At 68.3% G+C, this 13,396-nt stretch carries 14 protein-coding genes; 4 read left to right on the top strand and 10 right to left on the bottom strand.

The window, feature by feature from the left end; genetic code table 11:
* Position 1 precedes the first annotated feature (1 nt).
* Together ABZ420_RS28765 and ABZ420_RS28760 are read right to left on the bottom strand one after the other, a co-directional pair.
* A complete protein-coding gene (locus ABZ420_RS28765; protein WP_357129059.1) occupies positions 2-2,218 on the bottom strand; it encodes an MMPL family transporter in 2,217 nt (738 codons plus the stop codon).
* Positions 2,219-2,272: 54 nt separating this feature from the next.
* A complete protein-coding gene (locus ABZ420_RS28760; RefSeq protein ID WP_357129056.1) occupies positions 2,273-3,199 on the bottom strand; it encodes a ParB N-terminal domain-containing protein in 927 nt (308 codons plus the stop codon).
* 159 nt (positions 3,200-3,358) lie between these two features.
* Here ABZ420_RS28760 and ABZ420_RS28755 point away from each other — a divergent pair, with 159 nt between their 5' ends.
* Positions 3,359-3,946, top strand: a complete 588-nt coding sequence (locus tag ABZ420_RS28755; RefSeq protein ID WP_040871975.1) for a TetR/AcrR family transcriptional regulator — start codon at positions 3,359-3,361, stop codon at positions 3,944-3,946.
* Positions 3,947-4,039: 93 nt separating this feature from the next.
* Here the strand turns inward: ABZ420_RS28755 and ABZ420_RS28750 are convergent, their stop codons facing one another.
* From ABZ420_RS28750 to ABZ420_RS28740, 3 genes are all read right to left on the bottom strand, one after another.
* Complete coding sequence (locus tag ABZ420_RS28750; protein WP_357129053.1) at positions 4,040-5,077, bottom strand: beta-eliminating lyase-related protein; 1,038 nt, start codon at positions 5,075-5,077, stop codon at positions 4,040-4,042.
* On the bottom strand, positions 5,074-5,469 hold the full coding sequence (locus tag ABZ420_RS28745; RefSeq protein WP_357129050.1) for an ectoine synthase: 396 nt from the start codon (positions 5,467-5,469) through the stop codon (positions 5,074-5,076). The genes ABZ420_RS28750 and ABZ420_RS28745 overlap by 4 nt, the downstream gene beginning before the upstream one ends.
* A gap of 221 nt (positions 5,470-5,690) precedes the next feature.
* On the bottom strand, positions 5,691-6,668 hold the full coding sequence (locus tag ABZ420_RS28740) for a zinc-binding dehydrogenase (RefSeq protein WP_357129226.1): 978 nt from the start codon (positions 6,666-6,668) through the stop codon (positions 5,691-5,693).
* A gap of 162 nt (positions 6,669-6,830) precedes the next feature.
* Between ABZ420_RS28740 and ABZ420_RS28735 the strand changes: the two genes are divergently transcribed.
* Positions 6,831-7,535: a helix-turn-helix transcriptional regulator gene (locus ABZ420_RS28735; protein ID WP_357129047.1), complete on the top strand. Its 705-nt coding sequence runs from the start codon at positions 6,831-6,833 to the stop codon at positions 7,533-7,535.
* A 151-nt stretch (positions 7,536-7,686) separates the two neighbouring features.
* Here ABZ420_RS28735 and ABZ420_RS28730 read toward each other — a convergent pair whose 3' ends face one another.
* Together ABZ420_RS28730 and ABZ420_RS28725 are read right to left on the bottom strand one after the other, a co-directional pair.
* Entirely contained in the window at positions 7,687-8,655 is a 969-nt protein-coding gene (locus tag ABZ420_RS28730; RefSeq protein WP_357129044.1) for a sensor histidine kinase, read from the bottom strand.
* Positions 8,652-9,014, bottom strand: a complete 363-nt coding sequence (locus ABZ420_RS28725; RefSeq protein ID WP_357129041.1) for an STAS domain-containing protein — start codon at positions 9,012-9,014, stop codon at positions 8,652-8,654. The genes ABZ420_RS28730 and ABZ420_RS28725 overlap by 4 nt, the downstream gene beginning before the upstream one ends.
* A gap of 423 nt (positions 9,015-9,437) precedes the next feature.
* Here ABZ420_RS28725 and ABZ420_RS28720 point away from each other — a divergent pair, with 423 nt between their 5' ends.
* Positions 9,438-9,641 (top strand): hypothetical protein, encoded by a 204-nt coding sequence (locus tag ABZ420_RS28720; RefSeq protein ID WP_357129038.1) that lies wholly within the window; start codon positions 9,438-9,440, stop codon positions 9,639-9,641.
* Between the two features lie 92 nt (positions 9,642-9,733).
* A complete protein-coding gene (locus ABZ420_RS28715) occupies positions 9,734-9,991 on the top strand; it encodes a WGxxGxxG family protein (protein WP_357129036.1) in 258 nt (85 codons plus the stop codon).
* Positions 9,992-10,190: 199 nt separating this feature from the next.
* Here ABZ420_RS28715 and ABZ420_RS28710 read toward each other — a convergent pair whose 3' ends face one another.
* The 3 genes from ABZ420_RS28710 to ABZ420_RS28700 form a co-directional block, all read right to left on the bottom strand.
* Positions 10,191-10,931, bottom strand: coding sequence for a GAF and ANTAR domain-containing protein (locus ABZ420_RS28710; protein ID WP_357129033.1), 741 nt, complete (start codon positions 10,929-10,931; stop codon positions 10,191-10,193).
* A gap of 424 nt (positions 10,932-11,355) precedes the next feature.
* Positions 11,356-11,919: a TetR family transcriptional regulator gene (locus tag ABZ420_RS28705; protein ID WP_357129030.1), complete on the bottom strand. Its 564-nt coding sequence runs from the start codon at positions 11,917-11,919 to the stop codon at positions 11,356-11,358.
* Positions 11,916-12,596 carry an enoyl-CoA hydratase/isomerase family protein gene (locus ABZ420_RS28700; protein WP_357129027.1) on the bottom strand — a complete coding sequence of 227 codons (681 nt, stop codon included), beginning with the start codon at positions 12,594-12,596 and terminating at the stop codon, positions 11,916-11,918. The genes ABZ420_RS28705 and ABZ420_RS28700 overlap by 4 nt, the downstream gene beginning before the upstream one ends.
* Positions 12,597-13,396: the final 800 nt, after the last annotated feature.

Here is a 13,396-nt window from a genome sequence, read left to right as displayed (position 1 = left end):
ACTATTCGGGTACTGGTTCGAGAGCGGCACTGGTCTCGGGGATTTCGATCCTTCGGTGCCAATGGGCGAGCCGGGACGGCGCCCACCAGTTGGCCGCGCCGAGCAGGCGCATCAAGGCGGGGGCGAGCACACCGCGGATCAACGTCGCGTCGCTGAGTACGGCCAGGGTCAGGCCGAGGCCGAACAGCTGGATGAACGACACGTGCGAGGTCACCATGCCCGCGAAGGCGATCGCCATCAGGCAGGCGGCGGCGGTGAAGACGCGTGCGGTGCGGGCGACGCCGGTCGCCACGGCGCCGGTGTTGTCACCGGAGGACAGCCATTCCTCGCGAATCCGGGACAACAGGAACACCTCGTAGTCCATCGAGACGCCGAAGGCGATGCAGAACATCAGGATCGGCATCGTGGGCACCAGATAGCCGGTCGAGGTGAAACCGAGCAGGTCCGACAGGTGCCCTTCCTGGAATATCCAGACCATGGCGCCGAACGTCGCCGCCAGCGAAAGCGTGTTGAGCAGTAGCGCTTTGATCGGCAGCAGCACGCTGCCGGTGAAGAAGAACAGCACCACCACGGTCGACAGCGCGATCACGAAGACGGCTACGGGGACTTTCGCTCCGAGCGCGTCGAGCGTGTCGACGTTTTCGGCCGCCGCACCCCCGACCATCGCGTGGCTCGGCGGGGGGACTGCGCGCACCTGGTCGAGCTGATCGATCGCGGCGGGGGAGTACGGGTCGAGCCGGGTGCCTACGCGCACATAGGTGCCCGCGTCGTCGCGCATGCCGGGTGGCGCGGAGGCGACTTTCAGCCCGCCGGCATAGACGCCCGCCGCGGACAGCACGGTCGAGACGTTCTCCACCCGTGACAAACGTTCGGCGTAGGCGGCGATTTCGCTGTCGCCGCCCCGGTATCCGGGCATGGCCACGAGCACGCCGGCCATCGCGTTCTCCCGGAAGCCGCTGCGCAAGGCGTCGCCGACCACATGGCTGGACGCCCCGGTGATGACCCGGTCGTCGGCGGCGCCGAACCGGATGGACAGGAACGGCGACCCGAGCACCAGCAGCAGCGCGATCACGGCCGCCGCGGCCACGACGGGATGGCGCATGACCAGCCGCACCGCGCGATACCACCGGGTCTCGGTGATCTCGACGGATGCCGGCCGCGGCCGGTGGAATCGGCGGCGCAAGAGGGCTCGCAGGTCGAAGGCGTCGACACGGGGGCCGAGCAGGGCGAGCGCCGCGGGCACCAACAGCAGCGTGGTGAACACGGCCGCCCCCAGCACTGCCAGCCCCGCGTACGCCAGCGACCTGAGGAAATACAGCGGGAAGACCAGCAGTGTCGACAGCGACAGCGCGATCACCACACCGGAGAACAAGACGGTGCGCCCCGCCGTGCGTGCTGTGCGCGACACCGCGGAGGCGGTGTCGCGTCCAGCGGCGAGTTCCTCGCGGAATCTGCTGACCATGAACAGGCTCGAGTCGATCGCGACCGCGAAACCCAACGCGCTCATCATGTTCAGCGCGAAGATCGACACGTCGCCGACCTCGGTGAGCAACCGCAGGATCGGCAGCGTCGCGAAGATGTTGAACACGCCGACCGCCAGCGGGATCAGCGCGGCCGTCACGCTGCCGAACACCAGAATCAAGGCGAGCCCGGTCAGCGGTATCGCGATCGCCTCGGTGATCAGCAGGTCGGTGACGATCCGATGGCTCATCTCGTCGAAGGCCACCGCCTGGCCGCCCGCCCGCACGGTGACGCCGTCGAAGTCGCCGCTCACCCGGCCTGCGATCGCGCCCGCCCGTTTGGGCGCGTCGGTGTCGTCGCCGGTGACATGGGCCAGGACCAGACCGTCGCGGCCGTCGCTGCCGCGCAGGCCCTGCCGCAGATCCGGGGGTAGTTCCCAATAGGACTGGACCGCGTCGATCTCGTGGCGGCCACGCAGATCCGCGGTCAGGCGCTCACCGACCGCCCGCGCCGCGGGGCTGTCGAGCCCATCCGGCGCGGTGACCAGCAGCACGAGATTTGGCGCGGCGCCGGGGAATTCGCGGCCGAGGAACGCCGCGACCTCGGCGGACTCGGTGTCGGACGGAACGTAACCACCGGACTTCAGGTGGGCGGGCGCCGACCAGCCCAGCCCGACGCAGACGATCCCGATGAGCAGCGCGCCGTAGAGGATGGATCGCGGCCGCCGGATCGCGAGGCGTGCGAGACCAACAAGCATGATGAAAGACCTCTTCTCGAACTCCGGCCGTGGCGAATGCGTATGCGATCGGTGCTATTCGGTGGCGCCGGGATCGATGTAGCCGGCCAGCGCGCGCCACTCCTTGGCATTGCGGTGGGCGAGTTCGGCGACAGCCGGAATGCAATGGGGCGGGACCGTGGCCACCAGGGCGGTCCACACCTCGCGCTGCATCGAGTGTGTGTGCAACCAGCGCAGCAGGTCGCGGCCCTGCTGGCTGTGCCGCATGGCCGGGTCGCGGGTGAGTTGCTGCAGCAGCAGCGCGCTGCCCTCGGGCTGGTCGGCGGCGCTGTCGTGCTCGGGTGATCCGGTCTCGCGCAAGCGTTTGCGGATCGCGTGCGCTGTGCTGATGGACACTTCCGCGGCGGCGGCCAGCGCGCGCAACGGCATGTCCGGGGAGTCCGCCAGCAGCTCGGCGACGCGGCGCCTGCGCTGCGCGCGGTCCATCGGCCTGCGCCTGCCGTCGGCGCCGACGCGGATGTTCGACTGCGGAATTTCCGCACTCGAACGCTGCCGGAGCGTGGCCACCGTGCGCGCGGACAGCCCCGTGGTGGACGCGATGGCCCGGTCGGACAATTCCGGCATCGTCTCGATGATCCGCTCGGCCGCCGCTTTGCGGTCCGAGAGCGTCAACGGCAGCCCGTGCGTCGTATTCAGTTCGACGCCGCGCAGAAAAGCCTCGGCCGCCGTTCCGTCGAAGAACACGACTTCGATGTCTTCGCGGCCGAGCCATTGCGCGGCCCGCAGCCGGTGCATTCCGTCGATGACGCGCATCGTGCTGCGATGCACCACAATCGGCGGTAATTCGGTGTCGCTCTCGGCCAGTCGTGCGATATGCCTGCGGTCCTCGCCGTTCGACCGCGGCGAGTCCGCGGGCAACAGTTCATCGATGGATACGAGATAGCGTGCGTTCGACGCCAGCGGCACCACATCGCCGCTCACCAATTTAAACTCAGCGGACATTTCGAAACCCCCAGGGTCGCCCGGATTCAGATCGGTCCTCGATGACCCGATGGTCCATCCGGAACCCGGCTAGGCTTCGACCGACCGATCGGTCACAGCGTAGGTGCGCCCGGTGCGCGACACTAGGCTTTCCGAAAAGAGTCGGGAGAATTCGAAAGCATGACAGTCATTGCCGACCCCGGTCGCACGGCTCTGCTCATCGCGGGCACCGTGGTGGCGGAACGCGAGGGGCTGCACCGGCTTTCGATCAACGCGGTGGTCGAGGAAGCCGGGATGGCCAAGGGCACCTTCTATCATCACTTCGTCAATCGCCGCAGTTACGTCATCGCGTTGCACCGCCGATTCTTCGACGCGCTGTCGCAGTCGGTGGCCGCGGCGCTGGCCGGGATTCCGCCGGGGATCGAACGGATCGGCCCCAGCCTGGACGCGTTCCTCGATGCCTGCCTCGACGCCCGCGGCACCGAGGCGTTCATGGTCCAAGCGCGCACGGATCCGGATCTGCGCGAGGAGATCCGCCGCCGCCACGAACTGTTCATCGCGGTCGGGCGGCCGGACATGGTCGCCGCCGGGTGGCCGGACCCCGACGCCGCCTCCCGGATGAAGGTCGCCATGGTCGGTGAGATCTGCCTCGCCGAGCTGACCTCCCGGCGTGCCCGTCCGGATCTGCGGATCGCGGCCGTGCGGATGCTGACCGCCAATCGCACCGGATCGCTTGCCGGGGAACCGCCCGAGGGCGATGCGACTTGAGCTTCCCGGCACGAAAGTGCTTCGGACCGAATATCTTTCGTGGCTCACAGATGCTGGGCAGCTGCCGTAGCCCATACGTTGCTGTGGTTGCGGTTACGCGGCGGCCATCTCCCGGGCGATGGCCGCCGCGAAGGCGTCCACATCGGCCTCGGTGGTGTCGAACGAGCACATCCAGCGGACCTCGCCGGTGCGCTCGTCCCAGACGTGGAAGCGGAACCGTTTCCGCAGCCGCTCGGTGACCTCGCGGGGCAGTACGGCGAAGACGGCGTTGGCCTGGACCGGCCGTACGATCTCGACGCCGGGCACCCGGGCGACGGCCGTGGCCAGCCGGGTCGCCATCGCGTTGGCGTGCCCGGCGTTGCGCAGCCACAGGTCGCCCTCCAGCAACGCGACGAACTGCGCCGACACGTACCGCATCTTGGAGGCCAGCTGCAGCGCGGCCTTGCGCAGGTACGCCGTGCCGCGCACCGCGTCCGGGTTGAGCACCACGATCGCCTCGCCGAGCATCAGACCGTTCTTGGTGCCGCCGAACGACAGCACGTCCACACCGGCGTCGGTGGTGAACGCGCGTGGCGGCAGGCCGAGCGCGGCGGCGGCGTTGGCCAGCCGGGCGCCGTCCACGTGCAGCAGCATGCCGCGCTCGCGGGCCAGCGCGCCGATCGCCGCGATCTCGCCGGGTGTATAGAGGGTGCCGAGCTCGGTGCTCTGGGTGATGGAGACGACCTTCGGCTGGGCGTGGTGCTGGTCGCCGAAGCCCCACGCGTACCGGTCGAGCAGCTCAGGGGTCAGCTTGCCGTCCGGGGTGGGCACCGGGACCAGCTTCAGCCCGGCCACCTTCTCGGGTGCGCCGCACTCGTCCAGGTGGATGTGCGCGGAGTCCGGGCACACCACCGCGCTCCACCGGTCGCACATCGCCTGCAGCCCGACGACGTTTGCGCCGCTGCCGTTGAAGACCGGGTAGACATCGGCGCGCTCGCCGAAATGGTCCTTGATCAGCTCGCGCAACCGCGCGGTGTGGACGTCCGCGCCGTAGGCCGGCTGGTGGCCCACGTTGGCGGCGGCCAGCGCCGCCATGATGTCCGGGTGCACGGGGGCGTTGTTGTCGCTGGCGAAAAAGATCGAGTCGCTCACTGGTCCTCTTCGGTCAGCAGTGGGAAGGCGCCGTTCTCGTCGTGGACCTCGCGGCCGGTGAGGGGCGGGTCGAACACGCATACCGCGCGGAACTCGGTGTTGGCGCGCAGGGTGTGACGCTGGTGTGCGTCGACCAGGTACATCACGCCCGGCTCGAGCTGGTGCCTTTCACCGGTCTCGTGGTCTACCACTTCGCCGCGCCCCTCGATGACGTAGACGGCCTCGATGTGGTTGGCGTACCACATCTCGAGCTCGGCGCCCGCGCGCACCACGGTGTCGTTCACGGAGAAGCCGGCCTTCTCCTCGGCGAGCACCAGGCGACGGCTGGTCCACGCGGGGCCCTTCACCTCACGCTCGGTGCCGACGATCTCTTTCAGTGAACGGACGATCATGAAGTACGTTTCCTCTCGGTTCTGCACGGCGAGGTGCATCGGGCACCGCGGTCGTCACCCTTTCCCGCGACGGGCGTGTACTCGCGATCTTCCCGATCATGGCTGCCGCGCGAGCTCGGCGACAGGGGCGGAACCGCCCCCTCTCGTCAAGATTGCGCCATGACGGTCGTGGCTCCCGACGGCCGTCACCGTCTCGGTGTCGGCCTTCGACGGGCACGTGGTCAGGGCACCACGACGACCTTTCCGGTGGCGTGATCGCTCTCCATGTACCGGTGGGCCGAAACGATGTCGGCCAGGCCGAAGACACGGTCGAGGTTGGGCCGATAGGCGCCGGCCTCGACGGCGCGGACGATCCGCCGCAGCACCGGCGTTCCCGCGCTGCCCTGCACCGTATCGCTGTGGAAGGCCGTGAGTTTGGTTCCGGACGGGATCATCGCTATCGGTTCGAAGTCCTGAATCGACCACCCGCTGAGCGAGCCCGCCACACACACGGTCCCGCCGCGGCGCACCAGGCGCAGCGAGTCCACCACCGTGCTCGCCCCGACGAGATCCAGTACATGGTCCGGACCCTCGGGCCAGATCGCATGCACGCTCGCCGCGGGCGCGCCACCCTCGTCGAGGAGTGCGTGGTGGACGCCGGCCGCAGCCAAGGCGTCGATCTTGCCCGGCTGCCGTGTCGTGGCGGCGATCTCGACACCGTGGCCGGACGCGATCGACGCGGCCGCCATCCCCACCGACGAGGTCCCGCCACGAATCAGCAACCGCCCCCGGGCACCCGGCACGACCCCCAACGCGTCCAGCGACCCCTGCGCGGTCAGATATGTCTCGGGCAGCGCGGCCAACACCTCCCAGGGCAACGTGGTGGTGACCGGCATCAGCAGTGCGTTCGGCAACAGCGCGTACTCCGCGTAACCGCCGTCGAATTCCCGGCCCATCTCACCCATCACCGCCGCGACGGTCGTGCCCTCCGGCAGCCCGGGGTCGGTCGAGGCCGCCACGATTCCGACGCATTCGATCCCGAGCACGCGGGGGAACCTCACGTTCGGAGAGTGACCCTGCCGGGTTCTCAGTTCCGACCGGTTCAGGCCGGCGCCCTTCACCTGCACCAGGCTCCAGCCTTCCCGGACCTCCGGTACCGGCAGCTCTCGGATCTCCAGCCTCTCCGGGCCACCCGCTCCGACACAGACCGCCGCTCGCATCGTCGTAGACATGTGTCCACTGTCGCCGGGAGGCGGACCGGCCTGCCACCGATAGAATGCCGAGTTATGCCCGTTGCCCGCCAATCTCCCCGGCTCGGGGCGACATCGCGGATATGGCCGTCCGGAGGCGTTCATACCTGGCCGTCGGGAGGAACGAGTGCGGTGCATTCCCATCCCCGCGGGCATCTCGTCTACGCGGCGCGTGGTGTCTTGTCGGTGCACACCGAACGTGGCACATCGATCGTTCCGGCCAATCGAGTCGCATGGACCCCTGCGGGATTCACGCACTACCACCGCGCGCACGGGCACACCGATATGCGGATCGTCTTTCTCCCGGCATCCCTGGCCCGCCTCGTACCAACCCACCCAGCCGTGTTCACGGCCTCCGGCCTCGTCCGCGAAATCCTTCTCACCCTCACGGGTTCGCGCGATGGCGACCGGGTCGCCGCCGGCGACGAGCGCGCCGCGCGCGCTCGCCTTCGCCGGGTCCTCGTCGACGAACTCCGCGAAGCGCATGAGCAGCCACTGATCCTGCCGCAACCGCACGACGACCGGTTGCAGGCCGTCGCGGGGATACTGCACCGAAACCCCGCGGACAACACGACGCTGGCCGAACTCGGGCGGACGATCGGAGCCGGCGCTCGCACACTCAGCCGTCTGTTCCACAACGAACTCGGCATGACCTTCTACGAGTGGCGCACCCAGCTACGCGTCTATCACGCACTCGTCCTGCTCGCCGAGGGCCACGACACCGCCTACGTCGCACACGCCTGCGGATGGGCGAATCCCAGCAGTTTCATCGCGGCATTCACCGGCATCATCGGCACAACACCCGGCCGCTACCGGGCTGCGTATCCGGCGAAGTAGCGCATGAATCGACTGGCGGCGCGGTGATCCTGCTGTTCCCGGTCGGGCTGGTGACCGGCCGCCGCGGCGCATCGCACTGACCTTCCGGCGAACCCGGGGTAGCCGCCACCTGGTCGACGGCTACCCCGGTCGCCGACCGCTCCGCAGTGGGCTACGGCAGCTCGCGATCGAAGTCGAAGTGGAGCTGGATGGTGGTGCCGTGCCGGCCGGTGTGTATGCGCACGAGGTCGGTGAGCTGGTTGACCAGCAGCAGACCGCGGCCGCCCGGTCGATACGTTTCTGCGGGCAGGCGGCCCGCGAGTGGATTGGTGATGTATCCCTTGTCGCTGATCTGGAAGCACAGCCGGTTGTCGTCGGCCCACATCCGCAGCGTGCCGTTCCCGCCGCCGTGGACGACGGAGTTGGTGGTGGTCTCGGCGATGACCAGTTCGAGATCGATCAGACGGTGCTCGGGTATGCCCGCTTTGCGGGCGTGCTCTGTGGCGACGTGCCGGAGGTGCGCCAGGGATGTCGCGTCGAAGACGATCGTGGTGGCGGTGGGGGGTGCGGAGGGGAGCGGTTCGTTGTAGAGGTCGACGATGTGGTCGGGGTCGTAGTCGTCGCTGGTTCGCCGGCCCGTGTGGTCGATGAGGACGGGATGGGTGGCGTGCGCGTCGGCCAGGACCTCCGGCGACAGGCGCGCGGTGTCATAGGGACACAGGATGCTGACTTCGCGCCCGGTGAACGCCGCGTTGATCAGCGCCTCGTGCTGAGCGCACGCTGGATACTCCAGCGACGAGCGGCCGGCCCAGATGGGTTCGCCGATGATTCGCACTCGTCCGGACCGATGCCGGTCGGCGAAGGCGCGGAGCACTCCCGGGATGATGCGGCCGGGGTTGCGACCCTCGACGGTCATGTCCATCAGGTGTACCGAGCCGGCGTCGGAGCCCAGCTCGGCGCGCAGGAGGGCGAGGTTCGGGCCGGGGACCGCGACGGCGACCGGTTCATCGTTCGCGAGTCCTTCGCGAATGAATCCGAGGGTGCCCGCGAGGTATTCCTCGGTGTCGCGATAGAACAGCGCGGGATGCACGAACGGATCGGTCGATTCCGCAGTGGCCGACGCAGCGCCAACAGAGCTCATGTGTGCACTACCTCGATCGTGGGTAGGGAGGGCCAGAACACTCCGAGGATCCGAAGCATCATCGGCGGGGGCCGATGTAACACGATTCGTGGCGCCTGCGGTGCGCGGGAGGCGGCAGCTTCCACCAGAATCGACGTCCCGTGGACATCGATGAACGTCAGCGCGGACAGATCCAAGTGGGCCTCGCGCTTCGCGGCGGTCAGTTCCGCCAGTGCCGAGCGCCATGCATCCCGAGTGGTGAAATCCACCGCTCCTGCGCACCGTAGACCGAAAGGACTGCTGGTCCGAGACGTCCGGAGGGTCGAAGGATGGGAGATCGCGGCACGACGCGCAGGTGTGGCCGACGGTGCGGGCTCCACTGCTCACCGACCTTCCACTGGTCAACACGAGACGACGCGGGGGATCCTACGCCTCCGCCGGAGAGGCACCTCCAGGCAGCCTGCTGTGCCGTGGCCCGACGCCATATTTGCGATCCTGCGTGGTCACGGCCTATGCGACGTTCGTCGCGGCTCGTCGGGGCCTCTGACACATCGGGGCCTCCCGCTCCGCCTCGGTGCTCGGTGTCACTGCGGATGGGAAGCGACCCATCGGCCTGCTGTGACGGGAAGATCCCGAATGATGTGGCTTGCCGGGCGCTTTCGGCTTCCCGCTCGCGCACAGCGGCCACCCGATTCGAAATCAGCTGTCGGCGGACGTTTCCCGCGCCGTCTGGGTGCTATTCGGTCAAGGACTGGATCGGCACCCTGACGAGGGGTGCGACCAGACAGCTCGAGGAGGATCTTGTGACCGACAAAAGCCATCGTTCCGCCGAGACCGGCGAATATGTGAGCGAGGAGACCGCAGCGGAGAACCCGAAGACCACGCTCGGCGAGGACGAGCCGCACCAGGGTGACAACCGCCGCGACCGTTCGGCGATCACCGGGCACTTCGTCAAGCCCGACACCAGCCGCCGCCACCCGGACACCACCGTCACCGAAAACGGGTGACACGCGGAAGCGGTCAGCAGGGATCGGCATGTTTCCGATCTCTCCCGCCGGGTACAGCGGCTGGGACATCGAGAGAAAGGGAGTGATGCACGATGCGCAAAACCTTCGCGATCCCATTGACGGCCCTGGTCCTCATGCTCGGCGGTGCCGCGGTAGCCGACGCGGCCCCGGCCCCGGCCCCGGCTCCTGCGCCGGCGCAACTGGCCCAGGACACCCACGACGACAACAGCGACAAGACCGGCCTGTGGGGCCTGCTCGGTCTGCTCGGCCTCGGCGGCCTGGCGGGACTGGCGCGCCGTAAGGACGCTCGCACGACCCCCACCACCGGTACGCACCCCCGTCAGCCCTGACACGGTAGCGCTGGGAATCACGGGGCCCCTGTCCGCAGGCAGGGGCCCCGTCACCGGTTGCCGCGGCCCCCGAGCGCCATGCGTCGGGATTCCGGTCCGATCGATCCGGCGATGGATCAGCGCCTGAACGGCTGGAGAGGGCGGCTCGGTGCGCGGTGACCGCCGTCGGCTTCCAGTGACGCCGTTCTTCGAGCGCTGATCATGGGCGCGGCGGTAGTTCGCCGCGGTGCGTGAGGTACTCGGCGATATCGGCCAGTTTGGTATTGGTGTGCTGGCTGGCGCGTACGAGTAGGGCGAAGGCTTGATCGGCGGTCAGTTTGTGGCGCTCCATCAGGATGCCCTTGGCTTGTCCGATCAGGTCGCGCGTGTCGATCGCCCGCGTGAGCTGGGTCACCTGCTGGGCGGAGGCCAGCGCTACGGCGGCATGGGCGGCGAACAGGGACCCGACGTGCTCGGATTCGGCGTCGAAGGCCGCGGGGGCCGGCGAGTAGAGATTGAGGGCACCGAGATCGTTGCCGGTGACGTAGAGCTGGAAAGACAGAATGCTGCCGATGCCGAGTTCGGCGGCCCGGGCCGCGAAACGTGGCCACCGCGGCTCGTCGGTCGTATCGGGCAGTACCACGATGCGCTCCTGGTAGAGCGCGTCCATACATGGCCCTTGCCGTAGGTCGATCTGCGCTCGGTCGACTCGACGGATCAGGTCGGCGGTGGCGGCAGGCGTATGCATCGTCTCGCGGTTGTCGCTGACCAGGACTCCGGCGTAGGTGGTGCCGGGCACCGTCTGCACGGCGGTATCGACGATGCCGCGCAACGTGTCATCGAGATCGTCTTGTTCCTGCAGGTAACGTGCCAGATCGCCGAATCGCGCAGCCAGATCGCCCTCCGCCGCGAAGGAACCGGTCGGTGTGTTGTCGTCGTCGCTGAGGCGCGCATCCGTCATCGTCTGCCCGTCTTTCCGAGAAAGCTCCCGAGCCGGCAGGTGCCGTCCGGGAGCGCCGGCCTCGCCCTGGTTCCGAAGGACAGTGCACACCACTCTACGCGCGAACCGGTGGCGTAGTAGCAGCGACGTCATCGACCCCGACGTGCGTGCGCCGGGAGTGGGCGAACGCCTCGGCGCTGGTCGACAAGGGGGCCGACACACCGACCGCGGCAGCCAGGTGCACGGTCGAGCCGCATTGAACTCCTGCCGCCGCGTGCATACCCGCAACCCGTGAGCGAGAAGCGTGACGCAGAACCACGAACCAATCCGGGCCGGGAAAAGTGACCTCGTCACGCAGTAGCTGCGCCGGGCAACGTCGGGTGGGTTACCCACAGCGACGACCCCAATTCCGGAAGGATTGTGGTTTCTGCCCACAGATCCGGTATCAGCCGGCGCTTCGAGTCGCGGGCTCGATCAGCTGCGCGAGCGCGTCACCGACCCGTTCCAGCGTCGCCGGATCCTTCTCCGCGCGGGCGAGCAGGATCGCGCCTTCGAGCGCCGCGACGACGAGTGCTCCCATGTCGTCGTCGCCCAGCCGTTCGCCGAGGATCACGCGCCACCGGTCGAAAGCGAGGTTCGCGGCGGAAATCGTGGGTGATGTCGAGGCGGCCCCGTCGACGACGGCGGCGGCGACCGGACAACCGAAGTCGCTGCCCTTCAGGCGCATCGCGCTCGCGTACGCGCGAAACAGGGCCTGAACGGAATCGGCCGCGTCGCCGGAGCCGAAAGCCGCTAGTTGCCCGCTGACATCCGCACCGTTGCGGTCGACGACTGCGACGACGAGTTCGTCCTTGCCGCCCGGGAAATGATGGGAGAACACGCCTTTGGTGACTTGTGCGCCCGCGCAGATCTCACCGACGCCGACGCCCGCCACACCCCGGCGGCGGAACAGGCCCGTGGCCACCCGGATGAGCCGATCACGGGTGCCGTTGCGGCGCCGGTCGCTCACAGCGCGAGGGTGGCTCGACCCGCGACCCCGGCGGCGGTCACGAACTTCGCCTTGGTCGCCCTGATGGCCTCGCGTGGCCGCGCGGCGATTTCGCGAGCCAACTCGATCGCCGCCTCGAGCGCTCCGGTCTCGGGCGCCACGCGATTGACCAGCCCGATGCGCAAGGCTTCGTCGAGTTCGACACGCCGGCCGGTCAGGCACAGCTCGCGGGCCAGCGCGCCACCGACGAGGTCACGCAGGGGTTCGTAGAGCGGCACGGCGAAGGCGACCTCGGGACGAGCGAACCACACTCCCGGCTGCGCGATGCGCAGGTCGCACATCGTCGCGAGATCGAAGCCGCCGGCGAGCGCGGGCCCGTTCAACGCCGCGATCAGCGGGACGGGACACCGCAACAGGGTGTGGTGGAACCGGTCGCTGGACGCCCACAACTCGACACCGAAGTCCGGATCTTCCGCGGCCCGTCCGAACTCGGCCATATCGAAGCCTGCGCAGAACACCGAACCGGCGCCCGAGAGGACCAGCGCGCCCACATCGTCACGGCCGCAGAGGCGATCCACCGCATCACTGACCGCGACACGCAGCGACGAGGAGAGCGCGTTGCGCGCGTCGGGGCGGTCCAGACCCAACTTCCACACGCCTCCGCCGAGGTCCTCCACCACAAGGTGCTCATGGGTCATGCGCAATAAGGTAGCACGACCGTGCGAGTATCGGGTTGGCCGCTCGATTCCCGGGTCGGCGCGATACGTCGTAGCTCGGGTGCCCGGCATGGCGTGGACTACGACACCGGTCTGGAAGACGCTGTCATCGAACGATTGATTACGGATGCCGGTGACGTTCACGGTCGGGCACGACTACCCGATCGTCGCGGCACGGCCCCGCGGCCTTCGTCTGTGCAGGCGGGCAGGGCGGCGTGATCGTCGCCGCGTCTCGGGGTTCGTGGCCGGTGGGCTATTCGCGTGGCCGACATCCAGGACTCGTGCCGAACATCCTGGGCCGGTACGGATCCCATACCACGGCGTGGCCGGATGCGGCAGTCGTCGGCGTCCTCGGTGCTGCTCCACTTCGCGGAGGAGTAGCTGGATCCGGGCCTGTTCGACCGACATGTCGAGTGCGACAAGGCCTTCGCGAAACCTCAACTGCGACAGCAGCGGACGAAACGGGCACGGGCGTGGGGCCGCGCGGGCCGGTACTCTGGATTCAGAGCAGCTGCGAAGAGCGTTAAGTTACTAGTAATTTCCCCGATCGTACCCGTGATGTACTCGCAGTTGTGTACTGTATGTTATCGCAGGTTCGCTCCGCTTCTGCGGAGTGGGCCGGGGTCGATATGGGCCCTGCAGAAGGACTCCGTTGTCCGCGTGCGGATGCATCCGCCCGAGACGCGGACGACGTCGAGGATTGGGTGTGGCCGAATGCGTGTATCTGCTCCGATAACGGTCTCGGCTTTGGTTGTTGCTGGTGTGGTGGTGAGTGGTTCGGG

Source organism: Nocardia sp. NPDC005745 (genome assembly GCF_040630775.1).
Lineage (GTDB): Bacteria > Actinomycetota > Actinomycetes > Mycobacteriales > Mycobacteriaceae > Nocardia.
This window is presented reverse-complemented; position numbering and strand designations above follow the sequence as displayed.